17 protein-coding genes are annotated in these 21,025 nt (G+C 64.0%); 9 read left to right on the top strand and 8 right to left on the bottom strand.

All coding sequences use genetic code 11. The features are described 5' to 3' along the window. Positions 1-32: 32 nt before the first annotated feature. Positions 33-836: an IclR family transcriptional regulator gene (locus LPA34_RS15625; RefSeq protein ID WP_324251750.1), complete on the bottom strand. Its 804-nt coding sequence runs from the start codon at positions 834-836 to the stop codon at positions 33-35. A 168-nt stretch (positions 837-1,004) separates the two neighbouring features. Here LPA34_RS15625 and LPA34_RS15620 point away from each other — a divergent pair, with 168 nt between their 5' ends. The 4 genes from LPA34_RS15620 to LPA34_RS15605 all read left to right on the top strand — a co-directional run bounded on the left by LPA34_RS15620 (position 1,005) and on the right by LPA34_RS15605 (position 7,015). Then, complete coding sequence (locus tag LPA34_RS15620; RefSeq protein WP_228979654.1) at positions 1,005-3,125, top strand: acetate--CoA ligase family protein; 2,121 nt, start codon at positions 1,005-1,007, stop codon at positions 3,123-3,125. Between the two features lie 26 nt (positions 3,126-3,151). Beyond that, the gene (locus tag LPA34_RS15615; RefSeq protein ID WP_228979651.1) at positions 3,152-4,318 is read left to right on the top strand and encodes an acyl-CoA dehydrogenase family protein; all 1,167 of its coding nucleotides are present in this window, start codon (positions 3,152-3,154) and stop codon (positions 4,316-4,318) included. Between the two features lie 93 nt (positions 4,319-4,411). Continuing rightward, positions 4,412-5,635: a porin gene (locus LPA34_RS15610; RefSeq protein ID WP_228979648.1), complete on the top strand. Its 1,224-nt coding sequence runs from the start codon at positions 4,412-4,414 to the stop codon at positions 5,633-5,635. A 36-nt stretch (positions 5,636-5,671) separates the two neighbouring features. Continuing rightward, positions 5,672-7,015, top strand: a complete 1,344-nt coding sequence (locus tag LPA34_RS15605) for an MFS transporter (RefSeq protein WP_228979647.1) — start codon at positions 5,672-5,674, stop codon at positions 7,013-7,015. An 80-nt stretch (positions 7,016-7,095) separates the two neighbouring features. Here LPA34_RS15605 and LPA34_RS15600 read toward each other — a convergent pair whose 3' ends face one another. Further along, positions 7,096-8,397 carry a DUF1254 domain-containing protein gene (locus LPA34_RS15600; RefSeq protein WP_228979645.1) on the bottom strand — a complete coding sequence of 434 codons (1,302 nt, stop codon included), beginning with the start codon at positions 8,395-8,397 and terminating at the stop codon, positions 7,096-7,098. A 247-nt stretch (positions 8,398-8,644) separates the two neighbouring features. Here LPA34_RS15600 and LPA34_RS15595 point away from each other — a divergent pair, with 247 nt between their 5' ends. Continuing rightward, complete coding sequence (locus tag LPA34_RS15595) at positions 8,645-10,030, top strand: DUF1254 domain-containing protein (RefSeq protein ID WP_228979643.1); 1,386 nt, start codon at positions 8,645-8,647, stop codon at positions 10,028-10,030. A gap of 80 nt (positions 10,031-10,110) precedes the next feature. Continuing rightward, entirely contained in the window at positions 10,111-11,490 is a 1,380-nt protein-coding gene (locus LPA34_RS15590) for an MFS transporter (protein ID WP_228979641.1), read from the top strand. On the opposite strand, the gene LPA34_RS15585 is transcribed toward LPA34_RS15590, so the two are convergent. Continuing rightward, positions 11,448-11,609, bottom strand: coding sequence for a hypothetical protein (locus tag LPA34_RS15585; RefSeq protein ID WP_228979639.1), 162 nt, complete (start codon positions 11,607-11,609; stop codon positions 11,448-11,450). The genes LPA34_RS15590 and LPA34_RS15585 overlap by 43 nt on opposite strands. An 87-nt stretch (positions 11,610-11,696) precedes the next feature. Continuing rightward, a complete protein-coding gene (locus LPA34_RS15580) occupies positions 11,697-12,458 on the bottom strand; it encodes a sulfite exporter TauE/SafE family protein (protein WP_228979635.1) in 762 nt (253 codons plus the stop codon). An 84-nt stretch (positions 12,459-12,542) separates the two neighbouring features. Between LPA34_RS15580 and LPA34_RS15575 the strand changes: the two genes are divergently transcribed. After that, positions 12,543-13,448 carry a LysR substrate-binding domain-containing protein gene (locus tag LPA34_RS15575; RefSeq protein ID WP_228979633.1) on the top strand — a complete coding sequence of 302 codons (906 nt, stop codon included), beginning with the start codon at positions 12,543-12,545 and terminating at the stop codon, positions 13,446-13,448. 14 nt (positions 13,449-13,462) lie between these two features. On the opposite strand, the gene LPA34_RS15570 is transcribed toward LPA34_RS15575, so the two are convergent. The 3 genes from LPA34_RS15570 to LPA34_RS15560 form a co-directional block, all read right to left on the bottom strand. Then, the gene (locus LPA34_RS15570) at positions 13,463-14,341 is read right to left on the bottom strand and encodes a DUF72 domain-containing protein (RefSeq protein WP_228979632.1); all 879 of its coding nucleotides are present in this window, start codon (positions 14,339-14,341) and stop codon (positions 13,463-13,465) included. 263 nt (positions 14,342-14,604) lie between these two features. Further along, the gene (locus tag LPA34_RS15565) at positions 14,605-16,512 is read right to left on the bottom strand and encodes a sensor histidine kinase (RefSeq protein WP_228979630.1); all 1,908 of its coding nucleotides are present in this window, start codon (positions 16,510-16,512) and stop codon (positions 14,605-14,607) included. A gap of 44 nt (positions 16,513-16,556) precedes the next feature. Continuing rightward, a complete protein-coding gene (locus tag LPA34_RS15560; RefSeq protein WP_228979629.1) occupies positions 16,557-17,264 on the bottom strand; it encodes a response regulator in 708 nt (235 codons plus the stop codon). 632 nt (positions 17,265-17,896) lie between these two features. On the opposite strand from LPA34_RS15560, the gene LPA34_RS15555 reads away from it, so the two are divergent. After that, complete coding sequence (locus LPA34_RS15555; protein WP_228979748.1) at positions 17,897-18,616, top strand: GntR family transcriptional regulator; 720 nt, start codon at positions 17,897-17,899, stop codon at positions 18,614-18,616. Between the two features lie 282 nt (positions 18,617-18,898). Beyond that, positions 18,899-20,218, top strand: a complete 1,320-nt coding sequence (oxlT, locus tag LPA34_RS15550) for an oxalate/formate MFS antiporter (RefSeq protein WP_228979628.1) — start codon at positions 18,899-18,901, stop codon at positions 20,216-20,218. A 174-nt stretch (positions 20,219-20,392) separates the two neighbouring features. Here oxlT and LPA34_RS15545 read toward each other — a convergent pair whose 3' ends face one another. Further along, on the bottom strand, positions 20,393-20,782 hold the full coding sequence (locus tag LPA34_RS15545; protein ID WP_228979627.1) for a hypothetical protein: 390 nt from the start codon (positions 20,780-20,782) through the stop codon (positions 20,393-20,395). Positions 20,783-21,025 lie beyond the last annotated feature (243 nt).

The following is a 21,025-nucleotide window of genomic DNA, read 5'->3' as shown; positions in this document are numbered from 1 at the left end:
ATGAATGCGGTTCATGGTTAAGTGTTTCATGATTATTTGCCGGCCAGTGCGACGTCCTGCTGTGCCTCGAGTTCGCGTTCGAGCCTCTCGACCATATGAATCAGCTTCGGTGCGATTTCGTCGACGAGCGTATGCCGGCCGAGCTGGATCCGCGGCACGCCGCAATTGAAAACGAAAATCTCCGAGTCGATCGGCGTGCGCATCGGCACGGCCACCGCGTGGATGTCGCGCTTGATTTCGCCTTCGCTGATCGCGAAGCCGCGCTTCGTAAACGCGCGCAACGCGGGCGCGAGCGATGCGTGCCACGTCTCCCATTGCACCGGATCGCGGGTGCGCACGAGTTCGAGCACCGCATCGCGCTGGGCAGGCGTGGCGCGTCCCAGCCACGCGCGCCCCATCGCCGATGCCAGCACCGGCAGTGTCGCACCCGTATCCGGCCGGAACGCAGGCGATTCGTGCCGACGCGACGTTTCGACATACACCATCTGCGTGCGGTCGCGCATGCCGAGCGAAACGGACCCGCGTACCGCGTCGGCGAGTTCCTTCATCAGGGGTCGCGCCAGCTCCCGGATGCGCATGCCCTGCAGGAACGGATAACCCACTGACACCGCCGCCGACCCCAGCCGGTATTTGCGCACGCTGTTGTCGTAGCGCAGGAATCCGATCATCGCGAGCGTGTACGTGAGGCGCGAAACGGTCGCTTTCGACAGGCCGGTCCGTTCGGCGAATTCCTTGTTGCCGAGAACCGGTTCGCCGAGCTTGAAGCAGTTCAGCAGTTCGAGGCCATGCGCGAGCGTCGTCGCGAACTGTGGATTGCGGGACGGATGTTGGGTCATAAGCATGAACGTGAGCGGAAAAATGCGCGTGGTTTAGCGCTTCGCCTATTCAAGCACAGCGCGGCGTGCGGCGCATCGGTGTTTAACATAGCGAAACCCTAATATCGGCATCCTGCCAGGTTGTTAGGCTTGAACCACATCTTCAGTTTCCGTTCCGGAGTGGTTTCAATGCCCTTGTCTTCCAGCGAGCACGCCGCGCTCGACGCCCTGTTCAAACCCGCATCCATCGCCGTGGTCGGCGCGTCGTCGAACCCTGCGAAGATCGGCGGGCTGCCCGTCGAATATCTGCTGAGCCAGCGTTATCCCGGTGCGATCTATCCGGTCAATCCGAAGCAGGATCGCATCCAGGGTCTGCAGGCGTGGCCTTCCCTGCGCGACGTCGGCGCGCCGATCGATATGGCGATCTGCGCCGTGCCCGCCTCCGGTGTCATGTCGGCCGTCGAGGATGCCGCCGCCGCGGGCGTGCGCTCCATCGTGATGTTTTCCTCAGGCTTTGCCGAAACCGGCGACGCAGGCCGGCGCGCGCAGAACAACCTGCGCGCGCTTGTCGAGGAAAGCGGAATACGGCTGCTCGGGCCGAACTGTCTCGGCTTCGTGAACAACCATCAGCGCGTCTATGCGACCTTCACGCCGGCGCTGAAAATCGCCGCGCCGCTTTGCGGCAACATCGGACTCATCAGCCAGAGCGGCGCGTTCGGCATCTTCGCGTTGATGCTGGCGCAGCGGCGCGGCCTCGGCGTCAGTCATTTCGTGTCGACGGGCAATGAGGCCGACATCGAACTCGCCGATGCGCTCGCGTGGCAGGCGCTCGATCCGGCAACCTCTGTGATCCTCTGCTATCTCGAAGGCGCGCGCGATGGCGACAAGCTTTGCGCGGCGCTCGAGCTTGCGCGCGCGCAGCGCAAGCCAGTGGTGATGTGCAAGGTCGGGCGCACGACGCAGGGCGCGGCGGCGGCGGCGTCGCACACCGCGTCGCTTGCCGGTTGCGACGAAATCTACGATGCGGTGCTGCGTCAGTACGGCGTCTACCGCGCGAACGACATCCACGAACTGTTCGACATCGGCTATGCGTGTTCGGTCGCGCCGATGCCCGCGTCGGACGCGCTCGGCATCGTGTCGATCTCGGGCGGCGCGGGCGTATTGATGGTCGACGAAGCGCACCGGCTCGGCCTGTCGGTGCCCGCGCTGCCGCAGGCGGCGCAGCAGGTGATTCTCGAGCGTGTGCCGTTTGCGTCCGCCGTCAATCCCGTCGACATCACGGGCCAGGTGCTCAACGACACCGCGCTGCTGGGCGACGCCGTTGACACGATGCTCGCGCACGGCGGCTACGACGCGCTGGTGTCGTTTCAGGCCGTCACCGGGATGTCGGCGCAGCACCGGCCGCTCGTCACCGATCTCTGGGCGCGCGTGCGCGCGGCGCATCCCGACCTGACGGTCGCGGTCGTGTCGATTTTCGACGAAGAGAACCGCAATTTCCTCGAAGCGCAGCGCTGCCTCACGTTCGAGGAACCCGCCGCCGCCGTGCGCGCGATTGCGGCATTGCACGGCTTTCGACGGCATTTCGAGCGCGCCGCCGCGCCCATTACGCTGCCCGAGCCGGTGGTCCTGCAAAGCGAGCGTCTCGACGAAGCCGCCGCGCTGCAACTGCTCGCCTCGGCGGACATTCCGGTCGTGCAAAGCCGCGCGGTGTCGACGGCCGGCGAAGCGGCCGCGGCCGCCGCGGCGATGGGCTTTCCGGTCGCGCTGAAAGTGCTGTCCGCCGACATCGCGCACAAGTCCGACGTGGGCGGCGTCGCGCTTCACCTCGCCGATGCGGAAGCGGTGCGTGACGCGTTTGCACGCGTCACGCAGAGCGCCGCGCGTGCCGTGCCCGGCGCGCGGATCGACGGCGCGCTCGTGGCGCCGATGATCGCGAACGGCGTCGAATGCATCCTGGGCGTGACGCGCGATCCGGTGTTCGGCCCGGTCGTGATGTTCGGCCTCGGCGGGATTCTCGTCGAAGTGCTGAAGGACGTGACGTTCCGGCGCGCGCCGTTCGATCTCGCGGAAGCGCACCGGATGATCCGCGAGATTCGCGGCTGGCCGGTGCTCGGCGGCGTGCGCGGCCAACCTGCCGTCGACGTCGACGCCATCGCCGAAGCACTTGCCGCGCTGTCGCGTTTCGCGGCGGCGAACGCGGACACGATCGAGTCGATCGACATCAATCCGTTTATTGCCCGGCCGCACGGACAGCTCGCCTGCGCCGCCGATGCGCTGATAGTCGCGCGCGCCCCGCACGCGCATGCATGAAACGCACCGCATCGGGAGACAGCCTTATGAACGCGAACCAGACGCCGCTAGAAACGCTTCGCTTGCGCGTACGCGCGTTCATCGACGAAGACGTGATCCCGTGCGAGGACAACGCACTGGCGCACGACTTCGCCGCCCAGGACGCGGTCATTCACCGCCTGCGCGAGAAAGCGCGCGACGCCGGCGTGCTCGGCCCTGGCATCGCACGCGAACTCGGCGGCCTCGGGCTGTCGTTTCGCGAGCGCGCCGTGATTCTCGAAGAGGCGGGACGCAGCCTGCTCGGTCCACATGCGCTGCACGCCGGACCGCCCGACGAAACCAACATCCTGATGCTCGCGAGCCTGTGTACCGATGCGCAGCGCGAGCGCTACCTGAAGCCGCTGGCGGCGGGCGCCGCGAGATCGTGTTTCGCGATGACCGAGCCGCCGCCGGGCGCGGGTTCCGATCCGTCGATGCTGCTCACGCGCGCAACCCGGCGCGACGGCCGGTGGGTGATCGACGGGCGCAAGTGGTTCATCAGCGGCGCGCTCGGCGCGGATTTCGCGATCGTGATGGCGCAGACCGACAGCGGACCGACGATGTTCATCGTCGATACCGATACGCCGGGCTACCGGATGGTGCGCGTGATCGACGCGCTCGACGGCTTCATCAGCTCGCATTGCGAACTCGCCTTCGAGGGCTGCATGGTCGGCGACGACGCGGTGCTCGGCCAGGTCGGCGAAGGCTTCGGCCACGCGCAGCTGCGGCTCGAGCCGGCGCGTCTCACGCATTGCATGCGGTTCATCGGCGCGGCGCAACGCGCGCTCGATATCGCCGCGCGCTACGTCGTGGGACGCGACTCGTTCGGCAAGCCGCTCGCGCAACACCAGGCCGTGCAGACGCTGATCGCCGATTCGCAGATCGACCTGTATGCCGCCCGCCTGATGACGTACGACGTCGCGACGCGCATGGACGCCGGACAGTCCGTGAAGCAGGCATCGTCGATGGCGAAGGTCTTTGTCTCCGAGGCCGTCGGCCGGGTGGTCGACCGCGCGGTGCAGCTGACCGGCGCGTTCGGCATTTCGGGCGACACCGTGTTGTCCGCGCTCTATCGCGAGGTGCGCCCGTTTCGCATCTTCGATGGCGCATCGGAAGTGCATCGCGCCGCGATCGCGCAGCGCGCGCTCAGGCAGTACGCGACGCCCGCGCGTTAGAGACGCATTCGGGTTTCGAAATGGCCGTGACTGTTTCATCGCTCCGCACTGGTTTTACCTACATAAACAAAATCTGACATTGGAGACTTGTCCATGAAAATCCGGCACCTCGGCTGGCTGCTCGGCGCATTCGCGTTCAGCGCACACGCACAGAGCAGCGTTACGCTCTACGGGCTGATCGACATCGGCCTTACGTACGTCAACAACACCCAGACATCGCGAACGGCGTCGGGACTGCACGGCGCGTCCCAGTTCGCGATGTCCGACGGGAGCGCGAACGGCGTCGCGGGTAGCCGCTGGGGCCTGCGCGGCGTCGAGGATCTGGGCGGCGGCCTGCAAACCGTGTTCGTGCTGGAAAGCGGCTACACGCTGAACAACGGCGCGCTCGCCCAGGGCGGCGCGGAGTTCGGCCGCCAGGCGTATATCGGTTTGCAGGGCGGATTCGGCAGCGTCACGGTCGGCCGGCAATACGACACGTACACCGACTTCGTGCAGCCGCTGACGGCGACAGGCCAATGGGCCGGCTATATGGGCGCGCAGCCGGACGACGTCGACAGCCTGTCGAACACGAGCCGGATCAACAATGCGATCAAGTACCGCACGCCCGATTACCGCGGTTTCGCGGCGGCTGGTCTCTACAGCCTTGGCGGCGTCGCCGGAAGCGTGACGCAGAACCAGCTCTGGTCGCTCGGTGCGCATTACGGCGTGGGCTCGCTGCTGGTCGCGGCCGGTTACCTGAACGCGCGCGACCCGAACGTGTCGCTGTATGGCACGACGCCGAACAAGGGCACGACGACGGCCAACAACATCGGTTCATTCGGCTCGCCCGCGACGCCCGAATCGTATCCGGTCGATGCGGGCTACGCGTCCGCGAAGACGACCCAGATCGCAGGCGCCGCGCTCCAGTATGCGTTCAGCCCGGTCACGCTCGGCTTCGTCGTGACGAACACGCGTTTCGAGGGGCTCGGTTCGTCGTCCGGTCCGAACCCGCTGGGATACACGGGTACCGCTGCGTTCACGAGCTTCGAGCTGAGCGCGCGCTCGCAGATCACGCCAGCGTGGCTCGTCGGCAGCGCGATCCACTACACGGACCGCAACTCCGTGAACGGCGACGGCGGCGCGAAATATCTTCAGCTCGATCTGGGCACGATCTACAACCTGTCGAAGCGCACGAGCGTCTATCTGCTGACCGTGCTGCAGCGCGCGAGCGGCCGCGATTCGCTCGGCCAGCCGGCGGTGGCTTCGATCAGCGGCTTCAGCCCGTCCACGACGGATCATCAGATCGGTGTGCGCCTCGCGTTGCAGGAGCGGTTCTAACGAGCGCATCTGGCATGCTGCGGTCAAGGAGGAAACATGTTCCCCATAGCAACCCGATGGCGCGGGTGGGTGGTCGTCGTGATGATGTTCCTGTTCATGCTGATCAATTTCGCCGACAAGGCGGTTGTCGGGCTGGCCGCCGTGCCGATGATGCACGATCTCGGGTTGTCGCCGCAGCAGCTCGGATTGGTCGGCAGCAGCTTCTTTCTGCTGTTCTCGATTTCGGGCGTGCTGTTCGGCTTCGCGGCGAACCGCATCAAGACGAAATGGCTGCTGGCGGTGCTGTCGATCACCTGGGCCGTCGTGCAGTTTCCGCTGGCGGGCACGGCGTCGTTTCCGCTGCTGATCGCATGCCGCGTGGTGCTCGGCGCGGGCGAGGGACCGGCGTATCCGCTCGCGCTCCACGCGACGTATAAGTGGTTCGACAACAGCAGACGCAACCTGCCGGGCGCCATTCTGCTTCAGGGTGCCAATACCGGCATGCTGGTGGCGGGTCCGGTCCTCACTTACCTGATCATTCACTACGACTGGCACAGCGCGTTCCTCGCGCTCGGACTGGCGGGCTGCGTTTGGACCGTCGTGTGGCTGCTGCTCGGCGAGGAAGGCACGGTCGACGATCACGCGGGCGCTTCGCCCGTGAACGGCGGGGTGCGGGCGTCCGTGCCTGTGCGCGTGCGTTATCGCGATCTGATATGCGACCGGACGCTGCTCGGATGCGTGGTGCTCACCTTCGTCGGATACGCCGTGCTGTCGGTGGGCTTCACGTGGTTTCCCGTCTATCTGCGTCTTGCGCTCGGCTATCCGGCGGCGGATGTGGGCTGGCTGTTCTCGCTGATCGTCTGCGCGGGCATTCCGGCGACGCTCGCCATCTCAGCCGCTTCGCAATGGATGGCGGCGCGCGGTATGAGTTCGCGGGTCTCGCGCGGCGCCATGGCGAGCGTGCCGATCGCGCTGGCGGGGCTCGCGCTGTTCGGCACGACGATGGAGATCGGCGCGGGCGCAAAGGTCGCGTGCCTCGCGGCGAGCAACGTGCTGAGCCAGCTGATTTTCTTCTTCGCGCCGCTGATGATCGCTGAAGTGACACCCACGTCGCAGCGCGCGGCATGGCTGGGCATCAATGCATCGCTTGGCACGCTCGCGGGACTCGTCGCGCCGGCGCTGATGGGCCATTTTGTCGGCGATGCGGGCGGTGTCGCCGAAGGCTTCAGACACGGTTTCACCGTGCTGGGCTGCGTGCTGGTGCCGTCTGGCCTGCTGGGGGTGTGGCTGATGAATCCGGAACGGTCCGTGCACCGGTTGCAGCGGCTGTGCCCCGTGAACACAAACGATGTGCCGATGAGCGCGGCAGGCACGCCATCGCGTGGTGGAGAAGCGGCGTGATGACGGTGTAACGACTGCGTAATCGGGATGTTGCGTGAAAAGCGGCCTGTCCGGGTGTTCCGGACAGGCCGCATCGCCTGTCAGCCAGCCGTGCTTTCGTCGACTCGCTGGACAGCCGGAATGACGTAGTCGCGCTTCAGGATCTCGTCGCGCGGATGGTACAGGCGCAGGATCAGATAGAAGCGTCCTGAGGGCGCCGGAAGCCAGTTCGAGATGCCCTGTCGCGGTTCCGTGTGCTGGATGTGGATATCGAGCGATCCGTCCTTGCCGCGGCGCAGGTCGCGCGAACGGTCGCCGATGGCGTAGCGCCGGATCGGGTTGTCCGCGAAGAAGAAGTCGCTTCCGTAGATCGACACGGACCAGAACGCGTCGACGGGCGGCAGCTGTCCTGCCGGGAAATGCAGCACGTATTGCCGCGCGCCATCGAGTTGCTCGCCGTTCGCGTCGAAGTCGCCGAGCGCGTAGAGCGCTTCGTCGCTGGCGAGTGCGCCGAGGCCTTTCATCGCCGTGCACGCGCGCGCGAGGTAATCGGTGCCGAGGCGCCCGCCCGCGTAGTTGATCGACCACGGCAGCGCGCGACGGCTGCGCGTATGGCCTTCGATGAGCTGCGCGCCCGCCTTCGCAGCACGTTGCAGGCCCGCGAGCCGCGCTTCGCTGGCCGGTCCCGCATCGAAACGCTGGCGGCCTCCGAGACCGATGCGCGCGAATTGCGCGACGAGGCCCGCGTCGGCCGCGGGGGGCGGATTGTCCTGCATCGCGCGCGCGAGATTGTCGAAGAACGCGATGTCCGGGGACGTCGACGGCCGATAGTCGACGACCGACTGCGGCAGGCGGCTCCTGCCGGTCGCCGTCAGCGTGAACTGCGCCTGGAAGGCGCGCGCTTCATGCATGTCGTCGGGGCCGTCGATCAGCACGCGTCCCAGCACCCATACCAGATTCGTCGGACAGCGGATTTCCTCGGTGCCGTCGGGCAACGTACCGGACCAGCCGGGACCCACCAGCGCGAAGCGCGATGCGCCCGGACCCACGACGCGCGGGCTGAGATTGCGAAAGTTGTCGCTGTACGCGTCGACCAGTTCGATGACGAAATAACGGCCGGTCGGCGCGGGCGTCGCCAGCACGACCGGGCCGTCGGCCAGGTTCAGCCAGGCCATCGAATACAGCAGGTCGTTGGCGGGCGTGACGACGTCGCGGTCCTCATGCGTCCACGGCCGCGGACAGTGCGAAAACTGGTTGACCGGCGCGCGTCCGTATCCGGTGGGCGCATCGACGGCCGTCATCAGCGCGCACGTCCTGACGATCTCGACGAGCGGATAGCCGTAGACGTAAGCCTGAACGCCGGCAACGTAGGCCCATTCTTCCTGTGCAGTGCTACTGGTCATGCTGGAACGTCCTCCTGGGTGAATGCGGTGTCTACGTGTCTGCGCGGGCGGTGGGCAACGTACGGCGCCAGGGCCGTTTCACCAGCGATGGTCATCGCACACTGCGTCCACCCGCGGGGTGGTGTCAGGCCAGTATAGGCAGGGGTCCCGTCCAAAGTGTTTAACATAGCGAAACCCTGATTCCGTTATGCACTGGCTGGCGTAGGCTTGACCCCGTCTCTTTCGTCCTGTTTACGGAGCGGTATTCATGTCCCTTTCCACAAGCGAACGCGCCACGACGCGCGCGCATGCAGTTGCAACCCCGAACCCGGCGGATGATCTCGCCACGCTCGCCCGCGATGCCGTGATCTACACGCTGCCGCTCTACGAAATGGCGCGTTCGCGCGCGACGACGTGTCCGCGCCGCAATGACAGCGGTCAGTTCGCCGGCGAGAGCCCGGATTCGACGCTCTGCTGGATCAACCGTCTGATGCTCGATCGCCAGCTACTCGGTCCTCAGCACCGCAAGGTCGTGACGCCCAATAACGACACGCTGTACATCAGCGCGTGGCTCGACGTCGGCGAAGCGCCGCTGCTGCTGACGGTGCCCGACACGGCCGGCCGCTACTACGTGCTTGGCCTGCTGGACTTCTATACGAATCCGTTCAACTCGATCGGCACGCGCACGACGGGCAACGGCGCGGGAAAATTCCTGCTGTATCACCGCGATACGCCGCTGCCCGCCGATCTCGATCTGACGGATATCACGCCCGTCGCCTGCCCGACGCGCGACGTCTGGATGATCGGGCGCGTGCTGGTGGATGGTCCGCAGGATCTGCCGGCCGTGCACGCGCTGCAGGATCGCTTTCTTCTGACGACGATCGATGGAGGCCCCGCGCAACGACGCTTCGACGTCGGCATGGAGCGAAGCGAAACGGTGGGCGACGCGCGCCGCTATGCCGAAGTCGTCAACGCCGCGCTGTTGCGCAATCCGCCTCCGGCTGCCGAGCGTGCGTATTCCGGCCGGTTCGCCGCTGTCGGCATCGGCGCCGGTTTCGATGCGCCGACGGCCGCTGCGTCTGACGCGGAACCGTTCGCCGTGCTCGGTGCCGCGCTCGAAGGCGTGATCGCGGAGCTGGACGTGCCGCATCCGTCGGCGCTCGGCGGCGGCTGGTTCCTGACGGTCGATGTGCGCGATTCGTTCGGCGACGATTACTTCGCACGCGCGCATGTCTGCTGGAACTACATCGGCGCACTGGGCATCGAGGAGGCGATGTATTTCTCCGCGGATTGCGACAGCGAAGGACGGCCGCTCGACGGACACCACGCGTACGAACTGACGTTCGCGCCGGGCGGTCTGCCGCAGGCGCAGGCGTTCTGGTCGCTGACGATGTACGACAAGGCGTCGTGCATGCTGGTGGACAACGTCATCGACCGTTACTCGATCGGCGATCGCTCCGCGCACCTGCGTCATGACGAAGCGGGGCTGACGCTGCGACTGTCGGCGCAGGTGCCGCGGGACGCCGCGCTTCAATGCAACTGGCTGCCCGCACCGGCAGCGCCGTTCTACGTGACGTTGCGCGTGTATATCCCGGGGGCGGCGCACCTGGAGCAGCGCTTTTCGTGGCCCCCGATCCGGCGCATCGAATCATGAGAAGCCGGCGCGCGCATTGACCGCACCAATCCGGCATTCGAGACCGGACCGGCGCTTACTGTACGAATCAAGGAGGAGACATGTTGAAAGAATCGACCCGCCGATGGCGTGCGTGGATTGTGGTGGCGCTGGTGTTCCTGTTCATGCTGATCAATTTCGCCGACAAGGCCGTGATCGGCCTCGCGGCCGTGCCGATGATGCACGACCTCGGGTTGACACCCGGGCAGCTGGGTCTCGTCGGCAGCAGCTTTTTTGTGCTGTTCTCGATTTCGGGAATCGTCTTCGGTTTTATCGCGAACCGGGTCAAGACGAAATGGCTGCTGGCGATACTGTCGATCGTGTGGGCGGCCGTGCAGTTTCCGCTCGTCGGCGCGGTGTCGTTTCCGCTGCTGATCGCATGCCGCGTGCTGCTCGGCGCGGGCGAAGGACCGGCCTACGCGCTCGCGGTCCACGCCACATACAAATGGTTCGACAACAGCAGACGCAATATCCCGACCGCGATCGTGCAGCAGGGCGCGAACATGGGCATGCTCGTGGCGGGACCGTGTCTGACGTGGCTGATGATTCACTATGACTGGCACGCGGCGTTTCTTGCGCTTGGCGTCGTCGGCGCGATCTGGACCATGCTCTGGCTGCTGTTGGGCGCGGAAGGCAGCGTCGACGAATCTTCGAAGCAGGATGCGACCGACGCGCCGCATTCCGTTTCGGTTTCCGCTCGCGCCGAGGTGTGTGCGCCCGCTCGTGTGCCGTACCGCGCGCTGATGTCCGATCCGACGCTCGTCGGCATTTTTCTGCTTTCGTTCGCGGGATTTCTCGCGCTTTCGCTGTGCTTCACGTGGTTCCCCGCTTATCTGCGGCTGGGCCTCGGCTATTCCGCGACTGACGCCGGCTGGCTCTTTTCGGTCATCGTCGGCGCGGCGATTCCTGCTTCGCTGGTGATGTCGTGGTTCTCGCAGTATCTGTTCGACAAAGGTGTTTCATCGCGCGCATCACGCGGCTTTATCACGAGCGGTGCGATCGCATTGACCGGGCTTACATTCATCTGCATGACCACCGGTATCGGCGCGCCTTTGAAAATCGTCTGCCTGACATTGGGTGCGTGCTTTGGCCAGCTGATTTTTCTGTTCGGCCCGTTGATGATCGGTGAAGTCACGCCGCCTGCGCAGCGGGGTGCGTGGCTTGCCATCAACAATTCGATCGCGACGCTCGCCGGATTTGTCGCGCCCGCACTGATGGGGCGCTTCGTCGGCGCCGCGCACAGCCAGGCGGTGGGCTTCGAACACGGATTTCTGTTTCTTGGCTCGGTGCTCGTCGCAGCGGGTGTGGCCGCGCTCTGGCTGATCCATCCCGAACGCTCGATGCGCCGGTTGCGCGGCATCGCCGCGTCGCGCAATAGCCGAGAACGTGGCGATATCACTCAGCCTGCGTGCTTGCCGGACGAAGCGACCGGTGCGGGCTGATCGATAGCGGACCGGGCGATGTTGTCGTGTTCCCGCATGTGACGGATCATGACGATCTTCGCTGCCACGCTGGCGAGGATCGCCAGCGCACCCATTGTGTCGAGCAGGGCTGAAATCATCACACGTCTCCTGGTTCACAACTTCGATGTCAGGAAGCGATGCGTGATTCGCCCTCCTGACAACGATAAAACGGCACGCCACGGCGATTATTTGAATGCGGGCGCATAGGCGCGCACGAAAAACGCCAGCGTGATGCAGACGGTCAGCAGCAGGGTGGCGGAGCGGATCAGGGCGGCCGGCGCGCGGCGGCCGATCTGCGCGCCGCCGTAACCGCCCACGATCGCGGCGACGAGCATCAGCAGCGTCTGCGGCCAGTGTACGGCGTGCGCGATGATGAAGGTCAGCACGGCCATCGCGTTCGCCGAACTGACGAGCAGCGTGCGCGGCGCGTTCAGGCGCTTGAGGTCGCCACTGTCGAGTAGCCCCCAGATCGCCAGCATCATGATGCCGACGGCCCCGCCGAAATATCCGCCGTAGACGCCAAGCGCGAACTGCACCGCCATCACCACCGAAGGCCGGATGTGGCAGCGCCGGCGAAGCCGTTCACCGAGCCCGCGTCCGAACGCGAGCGCGAGGCTTGCGACCAGAAGCAGCCAGGGCAACACGAAGTTGAACGCTTTCGGCGACGTCCACAACAGCAGCAGCGCACCGATGACGCCGCCCGCCAGCGTGATCGCCAGCAACGGACGCAGCGACACCGTGCCGATCGGGCCGAGCCCGTCGCGATATGCCCAGGCGCTCGCGACGCCGCCAGGGAACAACGCGACCGTACTCGATGCGTTCGCCTGAACCGGTGGCACGCCTGCCAGAATCAATGCGGGCAGGCTGACGAACGAGCCACCTCCAGCGAGCGCATTCATCGCACCCGCCAGCAATCCCGCACCTGAAAGTAACAAAAGCTGGTTCATTCGACGAATCGTAGCGACGGCTCCACATATCCGCAATCTGGCTTTTCCAATGTTAGACTTCGGCGAAACCGAAGGGAGGCACGCGTGCGATTCGATCTGACCGATCTGCGTCTTTTTCTCAGCGTGATCGAGCACGGTAGCCTGACTCAGGGCGCGCGGGCGATGAATCTCGCGCTGGCGTCCGCGAGCGAGCGCATTTCAGGGATGGAATCCGCGCTCGGCGCGCCGCTCCTCGAGCGCACGCGCCGGGGCGTACGGACGACCGCGGCTGGCGATGCGCTGGTGCGGCATGCACGTCTGATCCTCGAGCAGGTTCAGCAGATGCGCGGCGAACTGCACACGTATACCACCGGCCTGAAAGGGCGCATCCGGCTGTTGTCGAACACCGCCGCGCTCGCTGCGTTCCTGCCGCAGCAGTTGTGCAGCTTCCTCGCGAGTTACCCCGATCTTTCTGTCGACCTGGAGGAGCGTCCGAGCAGCGAGATCGCGCTCGCGATCGCGGAAGGGCGTGCCGAAGTGGGGATCGTCGCGGATATCGCCGAGATGACGACGCTGCAAATCCATCTGCTCGCGCGCGATCAACTGGTGGTCGTCGCGAGCACGAGGCATCGTATCGCCGGGCAGGCGAGCGTGGCGTTCGCGGATATCGTCGGCGAGGCATTCGTCGGTTTGTCGGATGCGGCGCTGGAAACGTATCTGGGCCAGCGTGCGTCCCGTCTTGGGCGGCAGATGAATTACCGTCTCAAGCTGAGAAGCGTGGAGAACGTGGGGATGATCGTCGAAGCGGGCATCGGGATCGCGATTCTTTCAGAGGCATCGGCCGCGGCGCTGCGCCGGCCAGGTCTTGAGATCCTGCCGCTTTCGGAGCCGTGGGGGTCGCGGCAACTCCGTCTCTGCGCCCGCGATTTCGCGACGTTGACTCCGCACGCAAGACTGCTCGCGGAGCATCTCAAGGCGAGCAACGCGTTGCCGGAGGTTGCGTCTTCATAGCGGGTGATTGCGCGCTACGCGTTGCGTTTGCTCAGGCGTTCGAGCATCGCGATCGCGGCGGCCGGATTGTGCGCCTTGAACCCGCTGATCACATAGAGGTAGACATCGCGAGGCGTGTCCGCCGCGCTCGCGTCGCCGGACATATCGAGCCCGTCTGGCGTGCCGCCTGATGCCCATGTGCGCGCACGTGCTGTCCACTGATCCAGCGCGCTGCTGGAATAACCTTTCGGTTGCGCTTCGGTCGTGCCCATGATCCGCGCGTAGACGAACGGCGCGCTCGGGTCTGCGATCTGTGGATACTTCGAATCGCCTGCCATGACAATCGCTACCTCGTATCGGCGCGCGAGCGCGACGAACGCTGCGTTGCGAAAGCTCTCGTGCCGCACTTCGACTGCATGGCGGATCGTGCGTGCGTCGATGCGCTTTGGCAGGAGCTTGAGAAAGCCTTCGAAATCGTCGGGATCGAATTGTTTGGTCGCGGCAAATTGCCAGTTGACCGGTCCGAGCTTGTTCTTCAGTTCCAGCACGCCGCTGGCGAAGAACCGCTCGATGGAATCGCCGGCTTCCGACAGCACTCTGCGGTTCGTGGCGAATCGCGGCGCTTTCAGCGAAAAGACGAAGTCGTCCGGTGTTTCGTCGTGCCACTTCGCGAACGTGGCCGGCTTTTGCGAACCGTAAAACGTGCCGTTGACTTCGATGGTCGTCAGCTGGCGGCTCGCGTATTCGAGTTCGCGTTTCTGCGCGAGCCCTTCGGGATAAAACACGCCGCGCCACGGCTCGAACGTCCAGCCGCCAATGCCGACACGGATTCGCGCAGTGCTGTCCGCTGTTTTTGGCGCTGTTTTTGGCGTTGTTTTTGTCGCTGGCTTTGTGGCCGTCGTTCGTGTCGCCATTGAATGACTCCTTCCTGGGCAATCGATGCGCTCAAGTGTAGTAAATCAGCGAGGCGCGTGCCGGGTGCCGCGATTTCCTTGCAGGTCGACAGCGTCGACACGAACATGCTGATCGACTGTCTCAGTGGCGTCGGTGCAGCGAAAAAAGAACTGGCGCGATATGAGTGGTTTTTCCCGCGGACGAACCCGGCGTGCGCGCGCCCTACAAAGTCTGAAGAAAAAGAAAACAAACGCTTATGCCATGCCGAACCGGGATGCGCTCGTTACGACGCAGTCGTTTCGGCGGCGGGCGCAGGCGTGGCGCTCGATCCATCGGTTCGTGCGGCGCCTGCTTCGCTGTCGTCTTCCTGCGAGCGCGCTTTTTCGCGCGGAAAATGCACGCTCAGCACGGTCGAGCCCTGGGCCGACTGAACGTTCAGCGTTCCGCCAAGCCGTCGCGTGCGGGCCCGCATGCTGCGCATGCCCGTGCCCGGATGGTCCGCCAGTGCGTGGGGATCGAAGCCCACACCATTGTCCTTCACCACCAGCCGCACGCCGGCATCGTCGCCATGCAGATCGATGTCGACGCGGCTTGCCTGACTATGCTTGAGCACATTCGTCAGCGCCTCCTGAAGCGTGCGCATCACGTCGAGACTGTGCGAAGCCGGCAGATAACACTGTTCGAGCCCGCTGACGCTCCAGTTGCATTCGATCCGATGGCATTCGAAGAGGCGCGTCAGCCGGTGCCGTAGCGGCCCGATCTGCGCGTCCAGCGCGTACTCTCCGGATTGATGGCTCGACGCCGTATCGATGATGATGCGCAGGTCGTCGCGCAACTCCTTGAGGATCGACAGAAACTGTTCCGGCGCGATGTCCTGCGGCGCGCGCTCGAGCGTTGCAATGCTGCTCACCAGCGTGCCGCCCAGACCGTCGTGAAGATCGTGCGCGAGATTGAGCCGCTCGCCGAGGCGCGCATTTGTCACTTCGAGCGTGTGCTGGCGCTGTAACGTCGATTCGAGTTCGGCGCACGCGGCCTTGATACGAACCGTGAGCCTGTCGTTGAACTGCTCGATACCGCGCAGATTCGCGACGAACCGCCAGGCCAGCACCAGCGCCATGCCGATCGACAGCAGCTGCGATGTGAGCGCGGTGTAGTAGCGGTTGTCGCTCAGGATGCCCAGGAACGTCAGCAGATCGTGCGTACCGGCCGCGATAAAGATCGCGATACAGAACGACAGGATGCGATGGTCGGTGCGGCGGCTTCGCCACGTGAAGAACAGATACGCGAAGCAGGTTGCGAAGTAGGAACAGGCCTGCATGATGGTCAGCGCCGCACGCATGCCGTTCATGTGGCTGTGCGGCGTCATCAGCATGGCAATGGTGCTGCACGCGACCAGTATCCAGAGCACGGCTTCGATGCGCGGCAGGCGCCGCTCGCAGAACCGCATGACGAACATCGTGAACGACGCGCTGTAGACGACCAGTGCAATCGAATTCGCGGCTTCCCATCCGTCGGTCGTCACGAACGGCCAGGGGGTCGTCGCCACCTGATTGAGCGCGACCCACCCCCACGCGAGCGACATCAGCGTGAACCAGCCGTATGGCGCCTCCTGTCTGCGCATCAGCCACAGCGACAGAAAGAAGCAGCCCAGCGTCGCGGTGACCGCAAGGCTGAAGAGCTGAAGATCGTGACGCAGCCGGTAGTCGCTTTCATAGCGCGCGGCGATCGTGGCCGGGTCGCCAATTGAAACAGGCCCGAGGCCCGGTTGATACGCAGCCTGACCCGCGACGCGAATCAGCAGCGTATTCGTCCCTTCGCGCAGCAGCGGCGGTGGCAGCAACTGGTGGCGCGGGGTGTTCCAGGCGCGCGTCAGCGGTTCGACGAGATGCGGGTCGCGCATCAGCAGCGTGCCGTTCAGCCAGACCGCGCCCGCCATGTTCAGATAGTCGAGCATCAGCGCGACGGGCCGCGTGGTGTCTGCCTGCTGCCATGTGAGCCGGTACCAGACGTCGCCGTCGAAGCCGGACCAGCGCCGCGACCAGTCGTCGGGTAACGAAACGGCAACCCATCCGGCGGCTGGCGGCGTATCGGCCGGCTGCGCGGCGCGTGCCGCCTCGATGTGCGTGAACGTTACAACAGAGGGCGATGTCTGCGCGTTTGCCGCGTTTGCATGAAGCAGGGCGAACGCCATGATGAACGTTGCCGCGAGCGGCCAGAGTGAATCATGCCGTGCGATCAGGGCAGCAAGCCATGCGTGCGCGCTTCGAAGACCGCCTGCGTGCGCGAATTCACCGCCAGTTTCTTGTAGATGTTCTTGATGTGACATTCGACCGTCAACCTCGACAGGGACAGCAAACCGGCGATTTCCCGATTGGTCAGCCCCTTGCCCACCAGCGACAGGATTTCGATTTCCCGTGCGCTAAGCGGCGAGGCGGTGACGGTGCGCGGCGCAGTGACGACCTCCGGCGTGGACGAAGGCGTTGCAGTGCCGACCAGGTCGAGAATGCGTCTGGCGACGAAGGGATCGATCGGTGCGCCGCCGCGCAACGCGCTGCGAACCGAGAGCGATATTTCGATGTCGTCGCGTTCCTTGAGCAGATAACCGGTGGCGCCCGCCTGCAGTGCGGTCACGATGATGTGCTCGGTGCTCCACGCGGAGATTACCAGAATCGGCATGGCCGGATCGCGCTCGTGCAGCGAGCGGATCAGGTCGATGCCGTTGCCGTCCGGCAGCCCGACGTCGATCAGCGCCATCGCGAACGGCTGGTCCGCCAGCAGCGCCTGCGCCGCGCCGATGCTGCCGGCAAATATGAGTGCTTCGTCCGTATAACCGAGGGTCGCGAGGATGCCGCGCATCCGCTCCTGCATCAACGGTTCGTCTTCGACGACCAGCAGCGGGCTTGGGAGGATCGATTCGCTGACATCGGGAAAAGCGTGGCTCATGGGCAAAAGTCGTGGTTTCGATCGTGTGTGGTGGGGGTTTGCGCGACTGCGGGCGGGATCGCGGCCCACGCAGCAACATACCCGAAACAGGCCGGATCGGCCCGGGGATGCCCGGTTCGGGTTGTGTGCGGATGCGCATGTCGAGACTATCGGGCGTTGGCACTGCGTTGCGAATACCTGGTTCCTGGTATTGTTATGAATATATCCATGCGGTCAAATCGGGGCGTCGTCGATGATGCAGGCGAACGGATGAGTCAGCGCCTCACGCGACAGGAGTGAACAGGGTAGTTGCGTGGCGCGGATTCCGAAGCGCCGCGTGTGTGTTGGAGCCGACGCGTCCGCGCCCGGCTCTTTTTTTTGCGCGCGTGTCGGTCAAAGCCGCCGGTAGTCGAACGTCGTGCTGCACAACGCGCCATCCGGCATCAGCGCCCAGTGCGGCATGGCAATACGACGCCCGCGCGTAAACCCGAAAAACGTCAGCATTCGCACAAAAATGGGTGCGCGATGTCGCGATCCGGTCCACAATCGGCGTCTGATATACTAAATTCAGTATTTCTTCGCGATCTTCGCACATGGCCGGACGCGTCCCTACTGGGTCGCGCGGCCGTGCAAAGTCCAACTGGAGGCGACGCATCTTGTCAGAACTTCACACCGAAGTAGCGGCAACGCCGGTGACATTGTCGTTGCGGCCGATCGGCGCGAGCGTGAGCCTGCGTGACCGCGCGTACGCGATGCTGCGTCAGGCGATCGCCGATGCGGACATCTATCAGACGCGCGAAGACGTGCGTCTCGACGACCGTGTGTTGAGCGAGTCGCTGGGGGTGAGCCGCACGCCGGTTCGCGAAGCGATGACGCGGCTCGAACAGGAAGGGTTTCTGCGCACCGTGCCGCGCCGCGGCATCTATATAGTGCGCAAGAGCAAGCGCGAGATCGTCGAGATGATCCAGATGTGGGCGGCACTCGAAAGCATGGCGGCGCGTCTTGCCACGTTGCATGCCACCGATCTGGAAATCGCCCGGCTGCGTCGCATGTTCGATCATTTCCACGACACGACGCCCACCGATCACATCGCCGATTACTCGGACGCGAACATTGCGTTTCACCAGGCCATTGTCGAACTGTCGAAATCGCAGGTCATTCTCGACACGATTAAAAATATCTTTATTCACGTGCGCGCCATTCGCCGGTTGACGATTTCGCAAAGCGATCGTGCATCGCGTTCAATTGTCGATCATCTGCGCATTATTGAAGCGCTGGAATGTCGCGATACCGAGCTCGCCGAACGACTTACACGTCAGCATTCACTAGATCTCGCCGCTTTTGTCGAGGCGAACTGCGATTTTCTCGACTGATCGACACTTAAAAACCGTCTGACTGGAAGACGGTCAACGACAAGCCCGGGACGTTACCAACGACCGGGCTTTTCGCCATGCGCGCGCGATTTGTGACCCTGAATGACGAAATTCAATGCATAAGCAATAGCGAATGAAAATGATAAGGAATTTTGATTATTCGTAGATGTGTAATGTACTTAGCATGACTCCGTATAAGCCGGCGCAGCACGACTCAATGCAGCGCATCAGAACGCACAAAGCAGGACGCCGGCATCAATCAATATAACGGAGACAAGACACATGAACGTTCTTACCCAGCAACCGCCGGCCCCTTCTTTTATAGGGAACCGGTGGACTCAACTCGTCATTGGCATTGTGTGCATGGCACTCGTTGCCAATCTTCAATACGCATGGACGCTGTTCGTCGGGCCGATGAACGCGCGGCACCACTGGGGGCAGGCATCGATCCAGCTGGCCTTTTCGATTTTCATCCTCACCGAGACGTGGCTCGTGCCGGTTGAGGGCTGGCTGGTCGACCGGTTCGGTCCACGACCGGTGGTCGCCGTCGGCGCGCTGTGCGCGGGCGTCGCGTGGATCATGAATTCGTATGCAACGACCTTGCCCGAGTTGTACGTGGCGGCCGTGTTCGCGGGTCTCGGCGCGGGCGGCGTGTATGGCACGTGCGTCGGCAATGCGCTGAAACTGTTTCCGGACCGGCGCGGGCTCGCGGCCGGACTGACGGCGGCGGGTTTTGGCGCCGGCGCCGCGGTCACGGTGATTCCGATCGCCAACATGATCACGCGCACGGGCTATGAACATACGTTCCTGTTCTTCGGTATTTTGCAGGGCGTATGCATCTTCGTGCTGGCGCTGCTGCTGCACAAGCCGGCGCTGCGTCCGGCGTCCACCGCGAAGAAGAAGTTCGCGGTGAGCAAGATCGATTACACGCCGGGCCAGATGATCAAGACGCCGGTGTTCTGGGTGATCTACGTGTCGTTCGTCGCGGTGGCCGCGGGCGGCCTGATGGCCACCGCGCAGATCGGCCCGATCGCGAAAGACTGGGGTCTCGCCAAACTGCCGATGAACTTCTTCGGCATGACGCTGCCGCTGCTCACGATGACGCTCTCGGTCGACAGCATCTGCAACGGCTTCACGCGTCCTTTATGCGGTTTCATCTCCGACAAGATCGGTCGCGAGAACACGATGTTTTTCATCTTCATCGGTGAGGGGCTCGCGCTGCTCGGCCTGATGCAGTACGGCAGCAACCCGTACGCGTTCATGACGTTCGCCGCGCTCGTCTTCCTGTTCTGGGGCGAGATCTATTCGATTTTCCCGGCGATCTGCGCGGACACGTTCGGCAGCAAATACGCGGCCTCCAATGCGGGCACGTTGTATACGGCGAAGGGCACGGCATCGCTGATCGTGCCGATCGCCTCGGTGCTGTCGGCGACAGGCGGCTGGAGTCTGGTGTTCATCGTCTCGGCGGTCATCACGATCGCGGCCGGCATCTCGGCGAAGTTCATTCTCGCGCCGATGCGTCGACGCTGGATCGAATCGAGCGATAACGCGGCGATGAATGCGGCCAGCGTCGCGACCAGTTCGGGCCTGAGCCATCACTGATACATACGGTCGCGAACGGATGGGCAGACAGGCCGGCGCGCGGCAACCGGCAACGAAGGTCGTGCAGTAAAAAAACTCACCCGGCTGCACAGGCAGCGGGGTGAGTTTTACACGTTAAGGCGGGAAAGTTTGCCGCGCATGGGCGCGGCACAAGACGGAACGTAAAGCTCGAATTCAGGCGCCGGCGAGCGCGGGCAGATCCGGTTCGCCCGACCAGTACGCGGCGATCGAGAAGCCTTGCGAGGCCGGCTGAACGGTTTGCGCGCCTGTGCTGGCTTCGACAGGCGAGGGCAGCACCTCGGGCGCGATCGCGGTCTTCTTCGCGAGGATTGCTTCGCTCAGGAACGCAGCGCTGTACGCGTTCAGCAGATGCGGATGATGCGCCTCGATGTACGCGACGATGCGTGCCTGCTCGCCGTCGATGGCTGCGAGCGATTCGAGCGTCTGCACGTCCCAGCGAAAGCGCAGGCCCAGTTCGGCGAACGCCATGTTGTATGCGCAGAGCTGGGTGCGGATCGCCTGTTCGCGCTCCGTTTGATGTCCGTGGATGTGTGCGTTGCCCATGATGTCTCTCCGGTGATCGATAACGTAGATACAGCGTAGGGCGTCAGAATGATAGATGATAGTTAAAGATTATTTCGATAATCATAAGTTTTTGTTTATGAAACTACGCAGCTGCCACGCCGATATCCGGGCGGCGTAGCTACGTATTTGTATGTAATATACAAAATAAAGAATGTGTAAACGACAAATTAGAAACTGGGGAAATCGTTTGCCTGCATCTGGCAGCAAGGAAAACGGCGCTGA

This window comes from Paraburkholderia gardini (assembly GCF_907164575.1).
Taxonomy (GTDB): domain Bacteria; phylum Pseudomonadota; class Gammaproteobacteria; order Burkholderiales; family Burkholderiaceae; genus Paraburkholderia; species Paraburkholderia gardini.
Note: the sequence above shows the minus strand (reverse complement) of the source record. Positions and strands in the feature narration are given on the sequence as shown.